The sequence below is a fragment of the Candidatus Pseudothioglobus singularis PS1 genome (genome assembly GCF_001281385.1).
Taxonomy (GTDB): Bacteria; Pseudomonadota; Gammaproteobacteria; order PS1; family Pseudothioglobaceae; genus Pseudothioglobus; species Pseudothioglobus singularis.
The window spans coordinates 1,297,328-1,318,514 of record NZ_CP006911.1 but is presented as its reverse complement, the minus strand read 5'-3'; the positions used below and the strand labels follow the sequence as shown (position 1 = coordinate 1,318,514).

The window sequence follows — 21,187 nt, the reverse complement described above, 5'->3', positions numbered from 1 at the left end:
AAGTTTTTTTACTTGCCCGTTATACTTCAATAAGCCTTTGATTACTTAACTCTAGCTTTCTGTCCATCATATTGGCGATACTCAAATCATGCGTGACAATCAAAAGCGCAGTTCTTTTGCTATCATTAAGCTCAACAATTAAATCTAAAACATCCTTGGCATTATTTGCATCCAGGTTCCCAGTAGGCTCATCCGCCAATAGGCAGGCAGGCTCTGAAATCATAGCCCTTGCAATAGCCACCCTTTGTCTTTCTCCACCTGATAACTGAGATGGTTTATGCTTTAGGCGTTTTTCAAGCCCAACTTTCTTTAATATATCTTCAGCTAATTTAACTGCTTTTCTCTTGTCAATGCCTTTAATCAATAAAGGTAAGGAAACATTATAGAGTGAGGAGAAATCATTCAGTAAATGATGAAATTGATAAACAAAGCCTAAATTCTTAGAGCGCAACTCTGTTCTATCTTTTTCATTTAGCTTCGCTATATTTGAGTTGTTAATCAATACATCACCTGTGGATGATTTATCTAATCCAGCAATCAAATTAAGTAGTGTAGATTTCCCGCATCCTGATTGACCAATAATTGCAACCTTTTCACCCGGTTTAACCTCAAAATTTAAGTTATCTAATACCGTAGTTTTGTTTTCACCCTCGTAATACGAGAAGCATAAAGATCGACATTCAATAATGTTACTCATGTCTTAGCACCTCAGAAATGTTTACTTTTCCAGCTCGTCTGGCAGGATAGATTGATGCAAGAATAACTAATATAAATGCTCCAAAGACTATACTCAAGACATCACTCAGAAGAATTTTGGATGGAAATCTATTAATATAAAAGACATCCTTAGGAAAAAATTGAAACCCAATTATGCTCTCAATTCCAGAGATAACTGATTCAATGTTTAGAGCCAAAAGTAACCCAAGACCTGTGCCGACTGTAATTCCAATCAGACCAATGCTTATACCCTGATAAAAAAATATTTTCACAATGCGTCTTGGCGTCATTCCAATAGTCCTTAGAATGGCAATATCCGATTTTTTGTCGGTAACAACCATAACCATCATAGAAACAATATTAAATGCTGCTACAGCAATGATCAGAGAGAGAATAATTGCAATCATTTGCTTTTCTAGGTTTAATGCCCTAATAAAGTGTTTTTGTTGCTGCATCCAGTCAACACCATAGTATTCATCTCCTAATGAGCCAACAACCTTATCTGTAATTGCATTTGCCTCAAATAAATCATTAACCTTGAGACGTATGCCAGAAACTTTATTGCCCAAGCCAAAAAGATCTTGAGCATCATAAAGATGAATAAATGCTAAACCATTATTGTAGTCATTTAATCCAGCATTAAAAATACCACTAACACTAAATGTTTGAGAAATTGGAACAAGGGTACCAAGTGAGTTTCTAGCAGGCGCAATAAGAGTAATCTTATCACCAATACCAGTTCCCATGAGTGTTGCTAAACCAACACCCAGCAAAACTGAGGACTCATCTTCATTTAAACTAAGAGAGCCATATTTAATGTCATCTAGAAGAGCAGAGGTGGAGGGTTCTTGATCTATAAGTATTCCTCTAATGCTGACACCCTGTGAAGCACTTTTAGAGGTCATTAGGGCAAAATCTTCTACAAAGGGAGAGGATGCTAAAACACTATCCTGAGAGTCAATCTTTTTTTGGAGATCACCCCAATTTTCAAGAGTATCATCTGAGCCTGTAATATAAGAATGAGAGATCGTATTTAAAACCCTGTTGGTTAATTCTTCATGGAAACCATTCATTACAGACATGACAGTAATTAATGACATAACAGCTAAGATTAGGCCAACCATTGAAACACCAGAAATAAAAGAAACAAAGCCCTTTTTTCTGCTTGATCGCAAATATTTGTTAGAAATATGAAATTCAACACTCATGATCGGAATATTTTGTCATAATAAATGTTTTAAAGGTAATTAAAGTTATCAAATGTTAAGTAATCAAAGTTTTATAAACCATAATAAGTTTGGCTTGATTAACTTTATGCTTCTTCCTTTTTCTGCTATTTTTTTTATTTTGTCATCCATTCGATTATGGCTTTATAAGTTCAGAATTCTAAAAATAAATGATTCATCTTTGCCAGTCATAGTGGTAGGAAATATAACAGTAGGCGGAACAGGAAAAACGCCGATTGTCATTTCTATTGTCAATTATTTAGAGTCTCAGAATAAAAAAGTAGGGGTTGTTTCAAGAGGTTATGGCGGCAAATATTCCCAAGATTCTTTAGAGGTTAGCATGACCAGCGACCCAGTACAATGCGGAGATGAGCCTTTATTGATTAAACAACAGACCGAAGTGCCAGTTGTAGTAGCAAAAAAAAGAACAAAAGCAATTGAGTTTTTAATTAAAAAGTATTCATTGGATGTTATTGTCAGTGATGATGGCCTTCAGCACTATTCTATGGGTCGTGATATTGAAATTGCTGTGATAGATGGTCATAGTCGTTTGGGTAATGGTTTTTTCCTACCAGCTGGGCCCCTTAGAGAAGCTAAAAGTAGACTCAAATCAGTCGATTTCATCATTAATAATGGCTCTCATTTCGAGGGTGAAGTTTCAAGTGAAATTGAACCGCATGAATATATAAACCTAGTTACTAATGAAGTTAAGGGGCTTGAGTATTTCAAAGAAAAAAAATGTTACGCAGTAGCTGGAATTAGTAAGCCAGATAATTTCTTCTCGATACTTCAGAAAAATGGAGTCAAATTAATCCCCAAACCCTTCCCAGACCATTACGCTTTTTCTGAAAAGGATCTATCTTTTAACGAAAATTATCCTGTCATAATGACCTCAAAGGATTGTGTAAAATGTGTTTCATTTGCAACTGAACAAATGTGGTATTTGTCTGTAAGCGCAAAAATTAATTCTAATTTTTATCAGCAATTGGAGTCTAAGTTTTGATTGATAATGATTTGTTAAAAATGTTGGTTTGTCCGCAAAGTAAAGCGCCTTTAAGATTTGAGGAGGGTGAGTTATTGTGTGAAAAGAGTGGACTGGCTTATCCAATTATTGATGGCATTCCGATACTTCTTGTAGAGGAAGCCAGAAAAATAGACTCTAAAAAATAGTGGGCTTTTCCGTTATTATTCCTGCCAGGTATGCATCAAGTCGTCTTCCGGCAAAGATGCTAAAAGAGATTAATGGAAAATCGCTTATAGAGCATACTTATTCTAATGCAATTAAAAGTGATGCGAGTCGTGTCATTATTGCTACTGATGATGAAAGGATAAAAACTGTTGCAGAAGGTTTTGGAGCAGAAGTGTGCATGACACATGATAGCCATACTTCAGGAACTTCCAGGATAGCTGAGGCTGTATCGTTTTTAAACTTCCAAAATGATGATGTGATTGTTAATTTGCAAGGTGATGAGCCTATGATGAGTCCAACTGCAATCAACCAGGTAGCATCAAATCTGGTTAGTTCTGGAATGAGTGTTGCTACTTTGTGCGAAGCAATTGATACTGAGGATGCATACTTTGATGAGAATTGTGTGAAAGTTGTATATAATTCGCGCGGCAGAGCAATGTATTTTTCTAGATCTCCGGTACCTGCTTTCAGGGATGGCCAAAACATTAATTTAGATTTATGTTTTAGGCATATCGGTTTGTACGCCTATCGAGTAAATTTTTTAAAAGATTATCGTAATATGCCTATATCAAGACTAGAAACGGCTGAAAAATTAGAGCAACTTACTTTCCTGATGGAAGGCTTTGATATCCATGTTGACGTTTCATTTGCCTCAACGGGATATGGTGTTGACACAGAAAGTGATTTAATAAAAGTTAAAAAGGAATTAAAAAAATGAATATTATTGATGGTAAAGAGATTGCCAAAAACTTACGTCTAAAGATCGCTGACGAGGTTAAAGCTCTTGAGCGTCCCCCGGGACTTGCGGTCATTCTGGTAGGTGAAGATCCAGCTTCAGCTGTCTATGTTAGGAATAAAGAGCTGGCGTGTAAACAGGCAGGATTCTTTTCAGATAAAATTATAAAGTCAGAGAACATTACTGAAGAACAGTTATTAGAGGAAGTAGAGCGCCTTAATAATAATCCTCATATTGACGGTATACTTGTGCAGCTCCCGTTGCCAAGTCATATTAATGCAAACAAGGTGATCGAGCACATCTCCCCCTTTAAGGATGTAGATGGCTTTCATAGTGAGAATATTGGAAAATTAATGCAGAATAAGTCTCACTTAAGACCTTGTACTCCAAAGGGTGTGATGACCATGCTTGATTCAGTTAATTGCAAAGTTGAAGGAATGAATTGTGTTGTTATTGGTGCCTCAAATATTGTAGGAAGACCAATGGCTATGGAGCTTCTCAATGCAAGAGGAACTGTCACAATATGTAATAGTAAAACTAAAGATGTGGCTGAGAAAGTGAGACAAGCAGATATTGTTGTTGTGGGTGTTGGAATACCTCAAATGGTGAAAGGTGATTGGATCAAAGAGGGTGCAATTGTAATAGATGTTGGAATTAATAGACTGGAAGATGGGTCACTGGTAGGAGATGTAGATTTTGATGCAATCAAAGATATTGCTGGAGGCATAACTCCTGTTCCTGGTGGCGTAGGTCCAATGACTATAGCAACTCTTCTTGAAAATACTTTAATCGCCTACAAGCAAAATTTATGAGAATTTTTCTAAAATTACTAAGAGAAGGTTCCGGAAGGTTGCTAATCTTTATTGATTGGGTGTTTAGACCATCAATCATTAAACGAAGTGATGAAGAGCAGATGATTGTAGATCAGAAAACTGAATCTTTAAAATTGTATGAGTTTTATGCGTGCCCTTTTTGTGTCAAGACTCGAAGAGCAATCAAGCGCTTAAATCTAAAAGTTGAGACTAGAAATGCACAAGAGGGTAGCTACAGAACAGAGCTTGAATCAAGTGGTGGAAAGATACAGGTTCCATGTCTTCAAATTAGTCAAGATGGAGAGGTAAGCTGGCTCTACGAGTCAAACGATATTATTGGTTATCTAGACAAACATTTTTAACTAACTTTATGAGTTTTCTCAAAAATGCTTTATATTCACGGGGGTAATAAAAAGCAAATAGAGCTTTCACATCAGCTTTATAATTTTTGTTGCAATGGTCTATTCAAAGAAGATAATATCCCAAATATAGATCTTACCATTCATAAGGTTGAGGACGCACTTGCGTGGACAGACTATGAGGGCGATGGTAAGTTTTTTATTGAAATTGAGGAGACACTTGATCAAAAAAAATTTATTATTACCATGTGTCATGAGATGATCCATGTATGCCAATTTTTATCAGGTGTGGAGGTAAGTGAATTATCAGCATATCATTATGAGGAGAAGATAGCTGAGCAGTTTTATCATGAGGAATTGAGACTAAACCATAGTCCTTTAGATTTAAATGAAGATTAAGGTAAATACCCCTTTAAGTTATCAATTGATTTATTTAATTCTTCCATAGAATTTGAAGTTAGCGTGATATGGCCTAGTTTTCTTCCCTTGCGCTCCTCTTTATCATAAAGATGTAAATGCGCATTTTTGGTTTCAAGTACCTTACTAGTTTGACCGTGCATACCAATAATATTAATCATCGCATTAAATGAACTTTTGATAGATGTCGCTCCTAATGGAGAATTAGTAATTGCTCTAATATGATTTTCAAATTGAGAGGTTTGAGCGCCTTCAATTGTCCAATGACCTGAGTTGTGAACTCTTGGGGCAATTTCATTAACAATCAGCTCATGAGAGTCAAAAAGTTCAAGGGTCATTACACCAACATGATCCATTTCATTAATCAATGAATGCATATATTCCTCTGCTTTTTTTTGAAGAGATTTTGGTATATTTTGTGCAGGTGCAATTGTTAATCTTAATATTCCTTCATGATGTTTATTTTCCACTAGTGGATAGTATTTAAGACTTGCATCCAGTCCTCTTACAGCGATTAAAGAGAGCTCTCGTTTGAACTTTATAAAGCCCTCCAAGATAGACTCAGCACCAGAGAGATGGTTCCAGGCTTCATCGATTTCAGATTCAGATTTGATAAGAAATTGACCTTTTCCATCATAACCATCTTTAGCAGTTTTTAAAATTGCAGGAAGTCCTATCAATTCAACAGCACTTTTAAGTTCTAACAAACTGTTAACCATTTTGAATGGTGCGCAAGGTATGTCTAACTTAGAAAGTAAGTTTTTCTCTCTTCCACGATGCTGAGTAAGGTGTAGCGAACTTTCACTGGGATAGACTTTTGATTTTTTACTGACTTTGTTAACGATTGATACATCAGTATTTTCACTCTCATATGTCACAACATCAGAGTCATCAGAAAATAATTCGATTACATTAGAATGGTTATTAATGTATGTTTTTCCTAAAAGAGAAGAGGGGTCTTCCTCTGATAAAGCCAGAAACCTCATTTGATGCCCCAAAGGGTAAGCTGATAGAGCAAGCATTCTTCCTAACTGACCAGCACCAAGAACACCAATTTTCATAACTTATTTATTAGGATTAGGATTGTTTAGTACACTTTGAGTTTGTTCTGAGCGAAATTGAGCAACCTTTTTTCTAACTTCTTCATTGTGGTTTCCAACAATTTGAGCGGCTAGTATTCCTGCATTTTTTGCGCCTGATTCACCTATAGCAAGTGTACCAACAGGAATTCCACCAGGCATTTGAACTATAGATAATAATGAGTCTTGTCCGCTTAATGCTTTTGATTGAATGGGAACGCCAAGAACTGGCACAATAGTTTTTGATGCAACCATTCCGGGCAAGTGAGCTGATCCTCCAGCACCAGCAATAATGACTTCAAGGCCTCTATCCTGAGCAGTTTCCGCGTATTCAAACATTAGGTCAGGTGTTCTATGAGCAGAGACCACTTTAACCTCATAGGCTATACCAAACTCATCAAGCATATCTGTGGCACTTTTCATTGTGGGCCAATCAGACTTTGAACCCATAATTACTCCGACTATTGCACTCATTTTTGTGTTGGTGAGGAAATTGATGGAATTATACCAAAAACCCGATAACTATAAGAATTGAAACTTTGAAGTGGGAGAATATAAGTTAAATTTTGAAGTCGTTGTCCAAAAATGGCAGGTGGCCAGATCTTAAAACATGGGTTTTTGATCCTGCTGCTTGATACCAATCTTGAATTCTTACTGGAACAAGAGTGTCGAGTGATCCAAGAATGCATTTTTTTGGCGTTGAAATATTTTTGAAGGTATCTCTGAGATCAGAATTTAAGATTATTTGAAGTCCATTATCCAAAGCGCTTTGTGATGCAGGGAATTTTTGGATAGATTGATGAAGCTCCTGAATTTGTGACTTATCTTTGCTTTGAAGGCTAACAAAACGCTTTAGCGATTTAGTACTATCGTTTTTCAAGTTGTTTACAAATTGATTAAAAACATGGCTTTCAATTCCAAATTCCCAATCTGTATTATTTATAAGGCAAGGACTCGAAGCAACTAGAATAAGTTTATTGACTTTAATTTGATTTGCTACGAAAGTTGATAAAAGCCCTCCTAAAGACCAGCCCAAGAGGATTGATTGTTCAGGGATCAGTTTAATTATCTCATTGCACCATGATTCAAGATCACCCTCAATATCAGGGCTTCTTCCATGTCCAGGTAGGTCGATAACTGTTATACGGTATTTATGTTTATATTTTTCGACAAGGCTTTGAAAAATATCACTATTAAAAGCCCATCCATGAAGGAGAACAAGGTCTGGCCCTTCACCTATAGTTTTATGCCATAGCATTTTTCACCTTTTCAAGTAGTGACTCTATTTCTTCAGATTGATGATTTGATGATAACGTAAACCGAAGTCTAGCTGTATTTGGAGGGACAGTGGGAGGACGAATTGCACTCACAAAAAAACCTGAATCAAATAAATTCTTACTTATTTCTAATGCCTTTTGACTAGAGCCGACAATTAGTGGCTGAATGGCACTATCTGAATTTTCAAAATTGAGCCCTAGTTGGCTTGACATAGTCTTAAAAAAGTCAATATTTTTAAGTAGTTTTTCTTTTTGTTGGCCGTTTTTTATAATTTCTAGGCTCATTAGGATTGCTTGACAAACACTTGGTGGGATTGCAGTTGTATAGGTGTATGGTCTTGATTTTTGAATTAAGAATTCTATAAAGTCATTATTGCCAGCAACAAAGGCTCCCATAACCCCTGCAGCTTTACCTAACGTAGCCATATAGATAGAACCCTTAGGTATGAATGGATCAAAAATACCAAAGCCATGGGCATCATCTTGCATCAAAATGGCATCAGTTTTATGAATAGCTTTGTCAATTCCAGCTATGTCTGCTTGATCTCCATCCATACTAAATACATTGTCTGTCACAACTAAGCCAGGACCTATTTGTTTTTCGAGCTTGGAGTCAAGAGAGTCAAGGTTGTTATGAAGGTACCTTTGAATAGTTAGACCAGCTATCCGACTTCCATCAATTAAAGATGCATGGTTTAACTTGTCATGTAGTGCCCATTTGATTTCGTCTCTGAGCGCTGAAAAAATTCCAAGATTAGCACTATATCCAGATGAGAATATGAGAGCATTTTCTTGACCAGTAAATTCTGATAAGGCCTCTTCAAGAAGTTTATGGGACTCTGAGTGTCCACTGACAAGGTGAGATGCCCCTGAGCCAGAGCCATATTTTTCGACTCCTTTAATGAACGCTTCTTTAACCTTGGGATGGCTCGCAAGTGAAAGATAATCATTGGAGCAAAAATTAACCACTTCACTGCCATCGATGACCATTCTTGTAGTTTGGGGGCTGTTTGATACTCTTCGAGATCGTAATAAATGATTGTTTTCAAGCTCACTTATTTTTTTTGAAAAGTTCATGATAGTAATCTTAGATTGCTATATGAGATTTTCCATGGGTGATGAGGCACTTGCGTAGGCTTTTTTCATCATTCTGCCTGCAAGGTAAGATTTCCTGCCAGCTATAATCGCATGTTTCATTGCGCTGGCCATAAGAAGTGGATCATTAGCATTGGCAATAGCGGAGTTCATTAAGACGCCATCACATCCAAGCTCCATGGCTCTAGCAGCATCACTTGCACAGCCAATTCCTGCATCTACCAAAACTGGCACACTGGAATTCTCTTTAATTAATTTAATGTTAAAAGGATTGGAAATACCCTGACCAGAGCCTATTAGTGAGCCAAGTGGCATTATTGCACAGCAACCAATGTCTTCAAGTTCTTTTGCAATAATTGGATCATCAGAGGTGTAAACCATAACATCAAAGTTTTCCTTGATTAGTGTTTTAGCTGCATCGAGAGTTTCTACGATATTTGGGTAAAGAGTTTTTTCATCACCAAGGACTTCAAGTTTTACTAGGTTATGTCCATCAAGTAATTCTCGAGCCAATAGGCACGTTCTCACAGCATCTTTTGCATTGTAGCATCCAGCAGTGTTTGGGAGAATCGTATATTTATCAGGCGAAATAACGTCTAGGAGGCTCTCCTCATTGGCATGTTGTCCAATATTAGTTCTTCGGATTGCAACAGTAATAATTTCTGAACCTGATTTTTCAGTCGCTAATTTTGTCTCTTTTAGGTCTTTGTATTTTCCTGAGCCAACAAGCAGTCTTGAGTTAAAAGTTCTTCCAGCAATTGTAAATGGGGCATCTATTTCCATAGCGTTATAAGATACCATGTGCCGTAATTAATATTTCAATATTGAGTTGTAATCTTTTCAATTTTTGATGAATTATTTAGATTGTTAAACCAGCAATTTTTTGAATATCATTGATAGCTTTTGTGATGATTCTTGAGAACAAGAAATCTGAGTCATGCCCAGATTCAGATTGAGAAACAAATTCTTCTACCATCAGCTGGTAGTGGTTACACGCTGGAAATTCAACTTTAGTTCCTTTTTCAAGGCCACCATTAGACCAGTAGGCATATGTTGTTTCAGGGGGATTGACTGGAACATTCAGTTTAGCCCAGCCATTCGAACCAAGAACAGTAAAGGCTTGACAAAGAGCTGCATTAGCTGAAACAGTCAAGCTCAGTGTTTCACCATTTGGCCATCTAAGAGTAGCATCGACTTGTTTTTCAATTTCATATTCTTCACTTTTAACTGCAACCGCATAGAGTACTTCGGGCTCACCCTCAAAGAGTATGCATCCCGACAAAATAGCATAGCACCCAATATCAAATAATGGTCCACCACCATATTTAATAAGGTTTCGCACATTCCCAAGGGGCTGTTGGGGGTAGCTAAAGATAAAGTGAGACGACTGATACTTGCCGATATCAAGATTTTTTAGCCAGTGCCATTGAGGGTGACTTCTGACCATAAAAGCTTCATAGAAAAATGCTTTGCTATGTTTGGCAGCATTCTCAAGCTGTGATAATTCATCTAAGTTAAGGGCAACAGGTTTTTCACAAAGGACATGTTTACCAACTTTAAGCGCTTCAATAGAGTAGGGTACATGAAGATGATTCGGAAGTGGATTATAGATTGCATCAACTGAAGGGTCATTAATAAGAGTCTCATAATCAGTCTCGATAGCATTCCCATAGATTTTAGGCAGTGCTACTTGCCCTGGGATTCTTCTTCCAACATGAGTTACTTTATGTCCAGCACTAAGTATTGCTGGAACAACATGTTCTCGCGCAATTTTTGCTTCCCCTAAAATTCCAAAATTCATATGATTAGCTCAATAGATAAAACCTTTATCATACATATTCATGTTCTAAGATTTTTAGAAAAATATTACAATTTGTATTAACATGTAAAATCAAATTTTATTGAAAATATATTTTAGGAAAAAAGATGCCACTTAATGCTATAAAACACCCTCTCATTGCACATAAGATTGCTTTGCTTCGTCAGGAGGGAATTAGTACGAAACAGTTTCGTGAGCTTGCCAATGAAGTCGCTAGTCTTTTGACTTATGAGGCGACCCGAGACCTGCCTCTAGAAAATAGAGAAATCAATGGCTGGCAAGGTGAGCCAATAAACACCCAGATGCTCAGTGGTAAGAAACTATCAATTGTTCCAATTCTTAGAGCAGGACTAGGAATGCTTGATGGTGTTCTAACTCTTGTGCCTAATGCCAAAGTGAGTGTAGTTGGTTTATATCGAGATGAGGAAACTTTAGACCCTGTTGCTTATTTTGATAAAGTGATTACGGACATTGACCAAAGAACTTCATTAATTATTGATCCAATGCTGGCTACAGGTGGAACACTTCTTGCGACAATTGATTTATTAAAGCAAAAGGGTTGTAAGAAAATTATAGGTTTGTTTTTAGTAGCCTCTCCCGAGGGGCTTGAAAGGGTTACAAAATTACATCCAGATGTTGATTTGTTTATTGCTGCAATAGATGATTCTCTTAATGAGAATGGCTATATACTGCCAGGTTTAGGGGATGCTGGAGATAAGATTTTTGGCACAAAGTAAATAATCTTGAAAGAAGATATCTTTCCTCAAGGCTCTGCATGGATGAATGGAGAGTTTATTAATATTTCAGAAGCTCGAATACCAATCCTTGACTGGGGGTTTCTCAGATCTGATGCAACCTATGATGTTGTGCATGTATGGAAAGGTCAATTTTTTCGCTTAGATGAGCATATAGACAGATTCTTTGAATCTACTAAAAGTCTTAGGATGCCTTGTTCATTGGAAAGAGATGACCTTAAAAAAATACTTGCAGGTTGTGTTAGGCATGCAGGACTCGATGATGCTTACGTAGAGATGATTCAGACTAGAGGTGTTTCTAAAAATTTTCAAAGGGATCCGCGTAAAGCGAATCATCGTTTTATAGCTTTTGCAGTGCCATTTGGCTGGATTCTTAATCCAGATGAATTTGAGAAAGGCTTGAATGTTATAGTAAGCAACATAAGAAGAATACCACCTGAATCTGTTGATTCAAAAATCAAAAACTATCATTGGCTTGATTTAATTAGCGGGATGTTTGAAGCTTATGACTCTAATGTTGACTCAGTAATTTTAGTGGATGAAGGAAATAATATTTCAGAAGGACCTGGATTTAATATTTTTTGTGTCGATGCAAGTGGGCTTTATACTCCAGATAAAGGAGTTTTAGAGGGTGTTACAAGGCAAACTGTTTTAGATCTAGCAGAAGAAATTAACTTACCAGTTAATCTAAAGCCAATTTCTATCGACATGCTTAATGATTCTATTGAAGTATTTGCAACCTCTACAGCTGGAGGAATAATGCCAATTACTAAGATTAATAATCAATTGGTGGGTAATGGCAAACCAGGCAAAGTAACGAGACAAATACATAAGTCTTATTGGGACTTACATGTAAATTCAAGATGGACTCAATCAGTGAATGATTTGGTTTAAGAGTCTTTTAAGCTTCCTCTTTTTTTAAGGATTTAAAAGCATCTAGGGCTTTTTCTCGAGAAGCCTTTAGATTTATTATGGGCTCAGGATAATCTTTTCCAATAACAATATTTGCTTTGTCTAAGGTTTCCTTTGGAGCCTCCGATGGATTGTAAAGATATTTGTTGGGCAGTTCCTTTAATTCTGGAATATATTGTCTAATGTATTCACCATCTGGATCAAATTTCTCGCCCTGTGTGACTGGATTGAAAATTCTAAAGTATGGTGCTGCGTCTGCCCCACATCCTGCAATCCACTGCCAACTCGCACTATTACTCGCAAGATCAGCATCAACCAGGCAATCCCAAAACCAGCGTTCACCATGATGCCAATTTAATAAAAGATTTTTTACTAAAAATGAACCTACAACCATCCTGACTCGATTATGCATTGAACCGGTCAACCATAATTCCCTCATTCCAGCATCAACCATAGGGATTCCAGTTTGGCCTTTTTGCCAAGCTAATAAATTTTTTGGGTTATCTTCCCATGGAAAAGCATCAAATTTCGATTGGAGATTTTTTCTTGGAAGATCTGGATTGAAATAAAGCTGACAGTAGGAGAACTCTCGCCACCCTAATTCACTTAAAAAGTGATCAATATCCTTATCACCACCTTTTTCTTTAGCCAGATACCATGCCTGATTGGGAGACAGCTCACCAAAATGTATGTGAGGAGAGATTCTAGATACAAATGGCTTTGCAGGAAAATTCCTACCTTCCTTGTAGTGTTTAATACCACCATCAATAAATTTAGTCAGCCTTTCGTATGCACCTATTTCTCCTATATCCCAATGGGACTCCATTTGAATGTCCCATCTGAAGGCAGGAATGAGTGACAAATCTTCAAGATTTAATGAGGGGGCCTTATCAACAATGAAATTCGAAGTACTGACCTTGGGTAGAGGCCTTCTAGGTTCTTCTGAGTTAAGGCATCCCTTACGGTAGAAGGGAGTAAAAACTTTGTAAGGCGTACCATCATCTTTTTTGATCGTCCAGGGCTCCCATAGAAGTGAGCCATTGTAGGTAAAAACTGAAATTCCTTTAGATTCTAGTGCTGATTTGATTTCTGTGTCTCTTTTAATTCGCCAGGGTTCATAGCACCTATTCCAATAGACAGCAGTTATATTGTTGCGATCAATAATATCTAATAAGGCTTTTAAAGGGTCTCCTTGATAAATAGATAAATTATTATTTAGGTTTTCTTTAAGGTTTTTTAAAGAATGATGCAGCCAGAAACGACTTGCTTCTCCCATTGAAAAATCTCCAGAATTTTGATCATCTAAAATATAAAGTGGAAGAACTTGGTCATTCTTTGAAGCATGATGGAGAGCTGGATTGTCTGATAAACGTAGATCCTGACGAAACCAATGAAGTGATTTAGTATTATTCATTATCGAATTATAAAATTCTGTTGTGAAGTCTAAATGAAGATTAGGCGTTATTTAGAGAAAGAAAAATTATGGCGGAGAGAGAGGGATTCGAACCCTCGATAGGAGTTAAAGCCTATACTCCCTTAGCAGGGGAGCGCCTTCAGCCACTCGGCCACCTCTCCGAAGAATCGCATATTATACTGCAAATAAATTGAATGAGTATTTTAGAAAATAGTTGTTTCACAAAATTTTATTCAACGACCTCAAAATCATGCGTAATTGTTGCCATTTCTCCAAGCATGATTGATGCTGAGCAGTACTTTTCAGCTGACAATGTAATCGCTTTATCAACTTTCTTTGAATCTAAATCCTTACCTTTAACGGTAAACTGAATATGAATATTGGTAAACACTTTTGGATGGTCAGTTGCTCTCTCTGCGTTAATCTTGGTTTCACAGTGAGATAGGTCTTGGCGCATTTTTTTGAGTGTGGTCACAACATCAATCATTGTGCAGCCTGCCACACCTAGTAAGAGCATTTCCATGGGCCTAACGCCCAGATTCTCACCACCTGATTCTGGTGGTCCATCCATGGTGATGGTGTGGCCACTGTCTGATTTGCCAACCATAAGAAGCCCGTCAACCCAATTTACAGAAATATTCATTTAAAAAACTCCTCAAGTTTTTGGCCAGGGTTAGAGTCCCTCATAAAAGCCTCGCCAATTAAAAAACCAAACACATGATGCTGATGCATTAAATCTACATCCATTTTTGAAGTGATACCTGATTCAGTAATCACTAACTTATCATCGCCAATGTCAGAGAGTAAGTCAATAGTCGTTTGAAGGCTAACTTCAAAATTTCTAAGATTCCTATTGTTTATGCCAAGCATTGGAAGTTCTAGTTTTAATGCACGATGAAGCTCATCTCTGTCATGAACTTCAACTAAAGTATCCATTCCAAGGGATGAAGCTAGCTGACTTAGGTTTTTTAACTCACTATCTTTGAGGCATGAGGCTATTAATAAAACACAGTCAGCTCCCATAGCTCTTGATTCATAGACCTGATATGGATCAACAATAAAATCTTTTCGAATGACTGGTATTGAGACAGCAGCACGAGCTTTTATTAGGAATAAAGGGTCACCTTGAAAGAAATCGCGGTCCGTTAATATTGAAAGGCAACTCGCACCCCCTGACTCATAACTTTTTGCAATTTCAACAGGATCAAAGTTCTCCCTTAGGACGCCTTTACTAGGGGATGCTTTTTTGATTTCAGCAATAATACCACTCTGTTTTTGACTGACTTTGCTATAAAGTGCATTATAAAAGCCGCGGGTTTCGTCAGCATTACTGGCTAATTCAATCATTCTATCGAGAGGGACACGTTTAATACCCTCATCAATTTCTTCATGCTTTCGAGAAACTATTTTTTTTAAAATGTCAGGTGTTTTTTGTGCCATCGCTGAAAGGAATTTATAACTATGCCTATTTTAAACGAATATAATTTACGTATATATTTAAGTATTGAGCGAAGTACATGAATTTACTAGATTTTCATGCTGGAATTGAGCACCCCTTTTTTTTGATTGCCGGGCCCTGTGTGATTGAGTCAGAGCAGCTTGCAATTGAGACGGCAAGCTATCTCAAAAAGGTGTGTAACGAGCTCAATATCAACTTTATTTATAAATCCTCATTTGATAAGGCTAATCGCACGAGCGCCGATAGTTTTCGCGGTCTTGGGATTGAAGAGGGGCTCAGGATACTTGAAAAGGTTAAATTGGAGGTAGGTGTTCCGGTCTTGACTGATGTCCATGAAGACTCTCCTTTAGATGAGGTAAGCTCTGTAGTGGATGTTCTTCAGACGCCAGCTTTTCTGGTTAGGCAGACAAACTTCATACAAAATGTTTGTAGTCAGGGGTTGCCTGTAAATATCAAAAAAGGACAATTTCAAGCGCCTTGGGATATGGAAAATGTCGTAGATAAAGCTAAGTCAACAGGAAACCAGCAGATCATGGTGTGTGATCGCGGCACCTCTTTTGGCTACAACACTTTGGTTTCAGATATGAGGGGTCTATCTAGTATGAGATCGACTGATTGTCCGATTGTGTTTGATGCAACTCACTCAGTTCAGCATCCAGGGGGGCAAGGTAAATCCTCGGGTGGCCAAAGAGAGATGGTCCCTGTTCTAGCAAGGGCTGCTGTAGCTGTTGGCGTTTCAGGAGTATTTATGGAAACGCATCCAAATCCAAACTTAGCCAAGAGTGATGGTCAAAATTCAATGCCAATGAACTTAATGTTTACTCTTCTTGAAACTCTTAAGGAGATTGATTCAGTGACCAAAAAAAATAACTTACTAGAGGATTCTATCAATGACTAGAATTGCCATAAATGGATCAAAAGGAAAAATGGGTCAAACCCTAATAGAAGCTGTTCATTCAAACTCTAAAGCAGAGTTTGGCGCTGGACTTGATAAAGGAGATAAGTTAGCAGATCAATTAGATAATTTCGATGTACTGATTGATTTTTCAAGGCCAGAGGCATCCTTAGATGCTATTTCTATCTGTAAAGGCTCTGGAAAAGCAATGGTCATAGGGACAACAGGTTTCAGTGATAATGAGTTAGAGTTCATTCAACAAGCGTCAAAAGAAATTCCTATTGTGTTTGCCCCCAACATGAGTGTAGGCGTCAATCTAACTTTGAAAATATTAGAGACTTCTGCAAAAGTCATTGGCCCAGATTCAAGTGTAGAGATTATTGAGGCTCATCACCGGTTTAAGGTTGATTCACCCTCAGGCACTGCCCTTAAAATGGGAGAGGTAGTAGCAAATGCACTTGGCAGAAATTTAGCTGATTGCGCAATGCCGTGCCGTGAAGGCATTGAAGAGCCTAGAGATTTAAATACGATTGGCTTTTCATCTATCAGAGGCGGTGATGTTATCGGTGAGCATACTGTTGCATTTTTTATGGATGGTGAGAGGGTCGAAATAACACACAAGGCGTCCTCTCGAATGATTTATGCAAATGGTGCTGTAAGGGCAGCTAACTGGCTTTTTGATAAACCAAGTGGCCTATATTCAATGCATGACGTTTTAGACCTTTAGGAATGAATTATGTTGTACGCAATTATTTCTCAAGATATTGAAAATAGCTTATCAAAGCGAATGGGAGCGAGACCTTCCCACGTTGAAAGACTTAACGAGTTAAAAGATGAAGGTCGACTCATTTTGGCGGGCCCTCATCCATCGATTGATGTCTCAGAGCCGGGCGAAGCTGGTTTTTCAGGGTCTTTGATTGTTGCAGAGTTTGATGATCTCCAGCAGGCACGTCAATGGGCAGATGCTGACCCCTATGTTACTGCAGGCGTTTATTCAAGTGTAGTTGTAAAACCATTTAATAAGGTTTTGCCTTAAAGGCCTACAATTTTTCTAAATTTAAAGGATAATTTGGCACTTTTGAAAAACCAGTTAGTTCACAGGGAGATTTGGGTATCAATTACCTGACTGATAATGATTACAGTTAAAAACTTATCAAAACATTTTGGCGGAATCAAGGCTGTAGATGGAGTTGACTTGCATATTGATAAAGGCTCAATTACTGGTTTAGTTGGACCAAATGGTGCTGGAAAAACAACAATGTTTAATCTTATAGCTGGACTTTATCAGCCCACTGAAGGTGAAATTATTCTTGATGGTGAAGACGTCACTGAACTTACATCTCACCAGCTTTTTCATAAGGGCTTATTGAGAACATTTCAAATTGCTCATGAATTCCCTACTCTTAGTGTTCTTGAGAACTTAATGATGGTACCAGCCAATCAGCTGGGTGAAAATTTGATGAATACTTGGTTAAAGCGAAAGCAAATACATGAGGAAGAGAAAGCTCTTCAAGCCAAAGCAGAAGAAGTTGTTGATTTTTTGAGTATTAGTCATCTTAAGAATGAAAGTGCAGGAAATCTTTCGGGTGGCCAGAAAAAATTATTGGAGTTAGCAAGGACAATGATGGTTGATGCCAAAGTCGTTCTTCTTGATGAAGTGGGTGCAGGAGTTAATAGGACACTCCTTAAACAAATCGGCGATGCAATCATCAGACTCAATGAAGAAAGAGGCTATACATTTTGTATGATTGAGCACGATATGGATTTTATTTCTAGACTTTGTGATCCAGTTGTAGTTCTTGCAGAAGGTCAAATTTTAACAAGTGGAACTCCTGATGAAATTAAGAGTAGTGATGCTGTAATTGAGGCCTATTTAGGCAAAGGCATTAAAACTGAGGCAACTCATTAATGGCTTATCTTGAAGGTAAAAATCTGGTTGCTTCTTATGGCGTAGTTCCAATTCTTCACGAGTGTTCTGTTGAGGTTGAAAAGGGTGAATTGGCAGTCATTGTTGGCCCAAATGGAGCGGGTAAATCGACTGTTATGAGGGTTCTTTTAGGAATGTTAGATGCAACTTCAGGCTCAGTGACACTAGATGATAAAGATATTTCTATGCTTTCTACTCAGGATAGAATCGGTATGGGCTTAGCATTCGTCCCTCAAACTAAAAATGTTTTTCCGTCAATGACAGTTGAGGAAAACCTTGAAATGGGGGGTTTTATTAGGAAAGATGACATCAGTAAAACGATTCAAGAGGTCTATGAATTGTTTCCAATACTTTATGACAAACGTAAACAATTAGCTGTTCAGTTGTCAGGCGGCCAAAGACAACAGGTTGCTTTTGGTAGGGCTATGATGACCAAACCATCAGTAATGCTCCTAGATGAACCAACTGCAGGCGTTTCGCCTATTGTCATGGATGAAATTTTTTCGAACATATTGGATGTGAGAAATGCTGGAATGGCCGTTTTAATGGTTGAGCAGAATGCCCAGCAAGCATTGAATATTGCGGATAAGGGCTTTGTTCTTGTCTCTGGACGCAATGAACATACTGGAACTGGAAAGGAACTTATCAATGATCGCGAAGTTCGAAAGAAATTTTTGGGGGGATAGATGTCAGATTCAATCGATATAATTAATGCTTTCGCCCTAATGACAAATTTTGTCATTCTTCCTGCTTTATCATATGGCTCTCAGTTGGCGCTTGGCGCTCTTGCAGTGACCTTAGTATATTCAATTTTGAGGTTTTCCAACTTTGCTCAGGGTGATAGCATGGCTTTTGGAACGATGCTTGTTATTCTAATTAGTGGTTTTATGATTAGCAAAGGTTGGACCATAACAGGCTTTCCTACCGCTATTTTGGCAATTCCATTGGCTTTAATTGGTATGTCAATTTACCTACTTACTATGGACAGGCTGGTCTATAGACATTATAGAAAAATTAAGGCCAAGCAAAATATTGTTGGTATTACTGCATCAATTGGTGTGATGTTTGTCACTGGTGGCATCGTTAGATTTATATTAGGCGCCTCTGCACAAAGATTTGGGGATGGTGAGCGATTTATTTTTTCTGTTAGAGAATTCAAAGCCTTTACTGGACTTGAACAGGGGATTGCATTTAAAACATCTCAATTTTTAACTATAACTCTTGCCATATTGTTGGTTGCTTTTCTATTCTATTTTTTACAAAAAACAAAAACTGGAAAAGCCATGCGAGCTTATTCTGATAATACAGAGTTAGCTCTTCTTTCTGGTATTGACCCAGATAAAGTCGTTCAAATAACCTGGCTACTTGTTGCCCTTTTTACAACGATTGCTGGAACACTTTATGGCCTAGATAAAGGCTTTGCCCCTCAACAATATCATTTGTTGCTTTTACCAATTTTTGCCTCAGTGATTGTAGGAGGTATTGGTTCACCCATTGGGGCAATTGCGGGAGCATTTTTGGTTGCATTTTCTGAGATACTACTTACTTATGCTTATAAGAAATTTTTAATATATTTACTCCCGCTCTCTATGCATCCGAGCTCACTTGTTCAGCTCATTGGAACAGAATACAAATACGCAATATCCTTTGTTATTTTGGTGATTGTTCTTTTAATAAGGCCTACAGGAATATTTAAAGGTAAGGTGATAGACGGTGAATAATATGAATACTTTGTTTCAGGCTAATAAAGCCATTGCCTACTTCACAATAATGGCATTGGTGCTTTTATTTGTGGGCTTAAACCAGTCTTGGGCACTAGCTCTAGGCATAATAAATATGTCATTAATATCAGCCATAATGGCTCTAGGTGTAAATATTCAATGGGGTTATGCAGGTTTAATGAATGTAGGAATTATGGGCTTCGCTGCACTAGGAGGCGTCAGTGTTGTTTTAATTGCACAGCAGCCTGTTACTGAAGCGGTTGACGCTGGTGGTATTAAAATGCTTATTGCTTTGATTATGGGAGCAGCAACTATTACTGCAGGAATACTGCTCAATCGAAGAGGCGTGAATAAATGGCTAATAGCTGCGATTGTGGTTACTGGCTATCTTTTCACAAGATATTATTTCTCTGAGGCTGCAGATATTATTGAAAAAGTAGACCCTGCAATTACAGGCTACTTGGGCGGATTTGGGCTTCCAATTGCTTTTTCATGGATAGTAGGGGGAGTCATTGCGGCTGGAGCAGCCTGGTGGGTTGGAAAGATAACTTTAGGTTTAAGGACTGATTATCTTGCCATTGCAACTCTGGGTATTTCTGAAATTATTTTGTATGTTATTAAAAATGAAGATTGGTTTGTGAGAGGCCTTAAAAATGTTTATGGACTTCCAAGACCAGTCCCCTATGAAGTTGAAATGCAACAATCTGAATGGTTTCAAAATGTAGTTACTTGGATTCATAAATCAGAGCTTCAATTGCTTTCTCAAACAGAACAAATTGATAAGCTAAGTGATTATGTCAGAGAAGCAGCTGTTGTTTTTGTCAAACTTTGTTATTCAGGTTTATTTATTGCAATTTTAGTTGCACTCATAGTTCTTTCTAATCTTGCTTTAAATTCTCCCTGGGGCAGAAAAGTAAGGGCGATCCGAGACAATGAGGTGGCAGCCTCAGCAATGGGAAAAGACATTAAGCGTCAGCATCTTCAAATTTTTGTTCTTGGCTCTGCAATTGTAGGAATAGCCGGAGCTTTATTGGTTACCTACGATGGAATATTTATACCAACTGCATATCTACCTCTTCGGTTTACATTTTTAATCTGGGTGATGGTCATTCTTGGTGGTTCAGGCAATAATATGGGATCTGTTTTAGGTGCATTTATCATCTGGTTCATATGGATTCAATCAGGTCCTATGGGGCTTTGGTTTGTTGAAATGCTGAGTAATAATATGTCAGAAGGAAGTACATCATTAGAATTTATTGAAGATCGAGTGCACTATCTCAGGCTTGTCTTTATGGGAACGATACTTCTTCTTATAATGAGATTTTCTCCCAGCGGTCTTTTACCTGAGAAAAATAAAGAGCTATAATTCTGCTCTGAA

26 protein-coding genes and 1 tRNA gene are annotated in these 21,187 nt (G+C 37.7%); 15 read left to right on the top strand and 12 right to left on the bottom strand.

The window, feature by feature from the left end; all coding sequences use genetic code 11:
• Positions 1-19 precede the first annotated feature (19 nt).
• Both W908_RS06675 and W908_RS06670 read right to left on the bottom strand, forming a co-directional pair.
• On the bottom strand, positions 20-697 hold the full coding sequence (locus W908_RS06675; RefSeq protein ID WP_053820461.1) for an ABC transporter ATP-binding protein: 678 nt from the start codon (positions 695-697) through the stop codon (positions 20-22).
• Complete coding sequence (locus W908_RS06670; protein WP_053820460.1) at positions 690-1,925, bottom strand: lipoprotein-releasing ABC transporter permease subunit; 1,236 nt, start codon at positions 1,923-1,925, stop codon at positions 690-692. The genes W908_RS06675 and W908_RS06670 overlap by 8 nt, the downstream gene beginning before the upstream one ends.
• Before the next feature lie 52 nt (positions 1,926-1,977).
• Here W908_RS06670 and lpxK point away from each other — a divergent pair, with 52 nt between their 5' ends.
• Genes lpxK through W908_RS06645 form a run of 6 tightly spaced genes read left to right on the top strand, consistent with a single transcriptional unit; the run spans position 1,978 to position 5,438 of the window.
• The gene (gene lpxK / locus W908_RS06665; protein WP_053820459.1) at positions 1,978-2,946 is read left to right on the top strand and encodes a tetraacyldisaccharide 4'-kinase; all 969 of its coding nucleotides are present in this window, start codon (positions 1,978-1,980) and stop codon (positions 2,944-2,946) included.
• Positions 2,943-3,113, top strand: a complete 171-nt coding sequence (locus W908_RS08720; RefSeq protein WP_082345026.1) for a Trm112 family protein — start codon at positions 2,943-2,945, stop codon at positions 3,111-3,113. The genes lpxK and W908_RS08720 overlap by 4 nt, the downstream gene beginning before the upstream one ends.
• Positions 3,113-3,850 carry a 3-deoxy-manno-octulosonate cytidylyltransferase gene (gene kdsB / locus W908_RS06660; RefSeq protein WP_053820458.1) on the top strand — a complete coding sequence of 246 codons (738 nt, stop codon included), beginning with the start codon at positions 3,113-3,115 and terminating at the stop codon, positions 3,848-3,850. Before W908_RS08720 ends, kdsB begins: the two co-directional genes overlap by 1 nt.
• Entirely contained in the window at positions 3,847-4,680 is an 834-nt protein-coding gene (gene folD / locus W908_RS06655) for a bifunctional methylenetetrahydrofolate dehydrogenase/methenyltetrahydrofolate cyclohydrolase FolD (RefSeq protein WP_053820457.1), read from the top strand. Before kdsB ends, folD begins: the two co-directional genes overlap by 4 nt.
• A complete protein-coding gene (locus tag W908_RS06650; RefSeq protein ID WP_053820456.1) occupies positions 4,677-5,042 on the top strand; it encodes a glutathione S-transferase N-terminal domain-containing protein in 366 nt (121 codons plus the stop codon). Before folD ends, W908_RS06650 begins: the two co-directional genes overlap by 4 nt.
• Before the next feature lie 24 nt (positions 5,043-5,066).
• Positions 5,067-5,438 (top strand): hypothetical protein, encoded by a 372-nt coding sequence (locus W908_RS06645; RefSeq protein WP_053820455.1) that lies wholly within the window; start codon positions 5,067-5,069, stop codon positions 5,436-5,438.
• Here W908_RS06645 and W908_RS06640 read toward each other — a convergent pair.
• The 6 genes from W908_RS06640 to W908_RS06615 form a co-directional block, all read right to left on the bottom strand.
• On the bottom strand, positions 5,435-6,517 hold the full coding sequence (locus W908_RS06640; RefSeq protein ID WP_053820454.1) for a 5-(carboxyamino)imidazole ribonucleotide synthase: 1,083 nt from the start codon (positions 6,515-6,517) through the stop codon (positions 5,435-5,437). The two genes, W908_RS06645 and W908_RS06640, sit on opposite strands and share 4 nt — an antisense overlap.
• A gap of 3 nt (positions 6,518-6,520) precedes the next feature.
• Positions 6,521-6,985 carry a 5-(carboxyamino)imidazole ribonucleotide mutase gene (gene purE, locus W908_RS06635; RefSeq protein WP_236849137.1) on the bottom strand — a complete coding sequence of 155 codons (465 nt, stop codon included), beginning with the start codon at positions 6,983-6,985 and terminating at the stop codon, positions 6,521-6,523.
• Between the two features lie 109 nt (positions 6,986-7,094).
• Positions 7,095-7,793: an alpha/beta fold hydrolase gene (locus W908_RS06630; RefSeq protein WP_053820452.1), complete on the bottom strand. Its 699-nt coding sequence runs from the start codon at positions 7,791-7,793 to the stop codon at positions 7,095-7,097.
• Positions 7,780-8,889 (bottom strand): aminotransferase class I/II-fold pyridoxal phosphate-dependent enzyme, encoded by a 1,110-nt coding sequence (locus W908_RS06625; RefSeq protein ID WP_053820451.1) that lies wholly within the window; start codon positions 8,887-8,889, stop codon positions 7,780-7,782. The genes W908_RS06630 and W908_RS06625 overlap by 14 nt, the downstream gene beginning before the upstream one ends.
• An 18-nt stretch (positions 8,890-8,907) precedes the next feature.
• Positions 8,908-9,690 carry a thiazole synthase gene (locus W908_RS06620; RefSeq protein WP_053820798.1) on the bottom strand — a complete coding sequence of 261 codons (783 nt, stop codon included), beginning with the start codon at positions 9,688-9,690 and terminating at the stop codon, positions 8,908-8,910.
• A 76-nt stretch (positions 9,691-9,766) separates the two neighbouring features.
• Entirely contained in the window at positions 9,767-10,708 is a 942-nt protein-coding gene (locus tag W908_RS06615; RefSeq protein WP_053820450.1) for a Gfo/Idh/MocA family protein, read from the bottom strand.
• A gap of 125 nt (positions 10,709-10,833) precedes the next feature.
• On the opposite strand from W908_RS06615, the gene upp reads away from it, so the two are divergent.
• Together upp and W908_RS06605 are read left to right on the top strand one after the other, a co-directional pair.
• The gene (gene upp / locus W908_RS06610; protein WP_020027056.1) at positions 10,834-11,463 is read left to right on the top strand and encodes a uracil phosphoribosyltransferase; all 630 of its coding nucleotides are present in this window, start codon (positions 10,834-10,836) and stop codon (positions 11,461-11,463) included.
• Positions 11,464-11,469: 6 nt separating this feature from the next.
• Positions 11,470-12,375 carry an aminotransferase class IV gene (locus W908_RS06605; RefSeq protein ID WP_053820449.1) on the top strand — a complete coding sequence of 302 codons (906 nt, stop codon included), beginning with the start codon at positions 11,470-11,472 and terminating at the stop codon, positions 12,373-12,375.
• A 7-nt stretch (positions 12,376-12,382) separates the two neighbouring features.
• On the opposite strand, the gene W908_RS06600 is transcribed toward W908_RS06605, so the two are convergent.
• The 4 genes from W908_RS06600 to trpC form a co-directional block, all read right to left on the bottom strand.
• Complete coding sequence (locus tag W908_RS06600; protein ID WP_053820448.1) at positions 12,383-13,807, bottom strand: cryptochrome/photolyase family protein; 1,425 nt, start codon at positions 13,805-13,807, stop codon at positions 12,383-12,385.
• Between the two features lie 69 nt (positions 13,808-13,876).
• Positions 13,877-13,968 (bottom strand) — tRNA-Ser (locus W908_RS06595).
• A gap of 68 nt (positions 13,969-14,036) precedes the next feature.
• Positions 14,037-14,450 carry an OsmC family protein gene (locus tag W908_RS06590; RefSeq protein WP_053820447.1) on the bottom strand — a complete coding sequence of 138 codons (414 nt, stop codon included), beginning with the start codon at positions 14,448-14,450 and terminating at the stop codon, positions 14,037-14,039.
• Positions 14,447-15,247, bottom strand: a complete 801-nt coding sequence (trpC, locus tag W908_RS06585) for an indole-3-glycerol phosphate synthase TrpC (RefSeq protein ID WP_053820446.1) — start codon at positions 15,245-15,247, stop codon at positions 14,447-14,449. The genes W908_RS06590 and trpC overlap by 4 nt, the downstream gene beginning before the upstream one ends.
• A 77-nt stretch (positions 15,248-15,324) precedes the next feature.
• On the opposite strand from trpC, the gene kdsA reads away from it, so the two are divergent.
• From kdsA to W908_RS06550, 7 genes are all read left to right on the top strand, one after another.
• Positions 15,325-16,164: a 3-deoxy-8-phosphooctulonate synthase gene (gene kdsA / locus W908_RS06580; RefSeq protein ID WP_053820445.1), complete on the top strand. Its 840-nt coding sequence runs from the start codon at positions 15,325-15,327 to the stop codon at positions 16,162-16,164.
• Positions 16,157-16,888, top strand: a complete 732-nt coding sequence (gene dapB, locus W908_RS06575) for a 4-hydroxy-tetrahydrodipicolinate reductase (RefSeq protein WP_053820444.1) — start codon at positions 16,157-16,159, stop codon at positions 16,886-16,888. Before kdsA ends, dapB begins: the two co-directional genes overlap by 8 nt.
• Before the next feature lie 9 nt (positions 16,889-16,897).
• On the top strand, positions 16,898-17,197 hold the full coding sequence (locus W908_RS06570; protein WP_053820443.1) for a YciI family protein: 300 nt from the start codon (positions 16,898-16,900) through the stop codon (positions 17,195-17,197).
• Between the two features lie 96 nt (positions 17,198-17,293).
• The gene (locus tag W908_RS06565; RefSeq protein WP_020027039.1) at positions 17,294-18,070 is read left to right on the top strand and encodes an ABC transporter ATP-binding protein; all 777 of its coding nucleotides are present in this window, start codon (positions 17,294-17,296) and stop codon (positions 18,068-18,070) included.
• Positions 18,070-18,774 (top strand): ABC transporter ATP-binding protein, encoded by a 705-nt coding sequence (locus tag W908_RS06560; protein WP_053820442.1) that lies wholly within the window; start codon positions 18,070-18,072, stop codon positions 18,772-18,774. Before W908_RS06565 ends, W908_RS06560 begins: the two co-directional genes overlap by 1 nt.
• Positions 18,775-19,809 carry a branched-chain amino acid ABC transporter permease gene (locus W908_RS06555; protein WP_020027037.1) on the top strand — a complete coding sequence of 345 codons (1,035 nt, stop codon included), beginning with the start codon at positions 18,775-18,777 and terminating at the stop codon, positions 19,807-19,809.
• 1 nt (position 19,810) lies between these two features.
• Entirely contained in the window at positions 19,811-21,175 is a 1,365-nt protein-coding gene (locus W908_RS06550; RefSeq protein ID WP_053820441.1) for a branched-chain amino acid ABC transporter permease, read from the top strand.
• Positions 21,176-21,187 lie beyond the last annotated feature (12 nt).

Bases quoted from the DNA above. Each gene is read 5' to 3' on its own strand.
- W908_RS06600 (WP_053820448.1), bottom strand. From the start codon at position 13,807: ATGAATAATACTAAATCACTTCATTGGTTTCGTCAGGATCTACGTTTA.
- lpxK (WP_053820459.1), top strand. From the start codon at position 1,978: ATGTTAAGTAATCAAAGTTTTATAAACCATAATAAGTTTGGCTTGATT.
- W908_RS06590 (WP_053820447.1), bottom strand. From the start codon at position 14,450: ATGAATATTTCTGTAAATTGGGTTGACGGGCTTCTTATGGTTGGCAAA.
- W908_RS06650 (WP_053820456.1), top strand. From the start codon at position 4,677: ATGAGAATTTTTCTAAAATTACTAAGAGAAGGTTCCGGAAGGTTGCTA.
- folD (WP_053820457.1), top strand. From the start codon at position 3,847: ATGAATATTATTGATGGTAAAGAGATTGCCAAAAACTTACGTCTAAAG.
- W908_RS06625 (WP_053820451.1), bottom strand. From the start codon at position 8,889: ATGAACTTTTCAAAAAAAATAAGTGAGCTTGAAAACAATCATTTATTA.
- W908_RS06675 (WP_053820461.1), bottom strand. From the start codon at position 697: ATGAGTAACATTATTGAATGTCGATCTTTATGCTTCTCGTATTACGAG.
- W908_RS06615 (WP_053820450.1), bottom strand. From the start codon at position 10,708: ATGAATTTTGGAATTTTAGGGGAAGCAAAAATTGCGCGAGAACATGTT.
- W908_RS06645 (WP_053820455.1), top strand. From the start codon at position 5,067: ATGCTTTATATTCACGGGGGTAATAAAAAGCAAATAGAGCTTTCACAT.
- W908_RS06570 (WP_053820443.1), top strand. From the start codon at position 16,898: ATGTTGTACGCAATTATTTCTCAAGATATTGAAAATAGCTTATCAAAG.
- dapB (WP_053820444.1), top strand. From the start codon at position 16,157: ATGACTAGAATTGCCATAAATGGATCAAAAGGAAAAATGGGTCAAACC.
- W908_RS06550 (WP_053820441.1), top strand. From the start codon at position 19,811: ATGAATACTTTGTTTCAGGCTAATAAAGCCATTGCCTACTTCACAATA.
- W908_RS06670 (WP_053820460.1), bottom strand. From the start codon at position 1,925: ATGAGTGTTGAATTTCATATTTCTAACAAATATTTGCGATCAAGCAGA.
- W908_RS06630 (WP_053820452.1), bottom strand. From the start codon at position 7,793: ATGCTATGGCATAAAACTATAGGTGAAGGGCCAGACCTTGTTCTCCTT.
- upp (WP_020027056.1), top strand. From the start codon at position 10,834: ATGCCACTTAATGCTATAAAACACCCTCTCATTGCACATAAGATTGCT.
- W908_RS06640 (WP_053820454.1), bottom strand. From the start codon at position 6,517: ATGAAAATTGGTGTTCTTGGTGCTGGTCAGTTAGGAAGAATGCTTGCT.
- W908_RS06620 (WP_053820798.1), bottom strand. From the start codon at position 9,690: ATGGAAATAGATGCCCCATTTACAATTGCTGGAAGAACTTTTAACTCA.
- W908_RS06565 (WP_020027039.1), top strand. From the start codon at position 17,294: ATGATTACAGTTAAAAACTTATCAAAACATTTTGGCGGAATCAAGGCT.
- kdsA (WP_053820445.1), top strand. From the start codon at position 15,325: ATGAATTTACTAGATTTTCATGCTGGAATTGAGCACCCCTTTTTTTTG.
- W908_RS06560 (WP_053820442.1), top strand. From the start codon at position 18,070: ATGGCTTATCTTGAAGGTAAAAATCTGGTTGCTTCTTATGGCGTAGTT.
- purE (WP_236849137.1), bottom strand. From the start codon at position 6,985: ATGGGTTCAAAGTCTGATTGGCCCACAATGAAAAGTGCCACAGATATG.
- trpC (WP_053820446.1), bottom strand. From the start codon at position 15,247: ATGGCACAAAAAACACCTGACATTTTAAAAAAAATAGTTTCTCGAAAG.
- W908_RS06555 (WP_020027037.1), top strand. From the start codon at position 18,775: ATGTCAGATTCAATCGATATAATTAATGCTTTCGCCCTAATGACAAAT.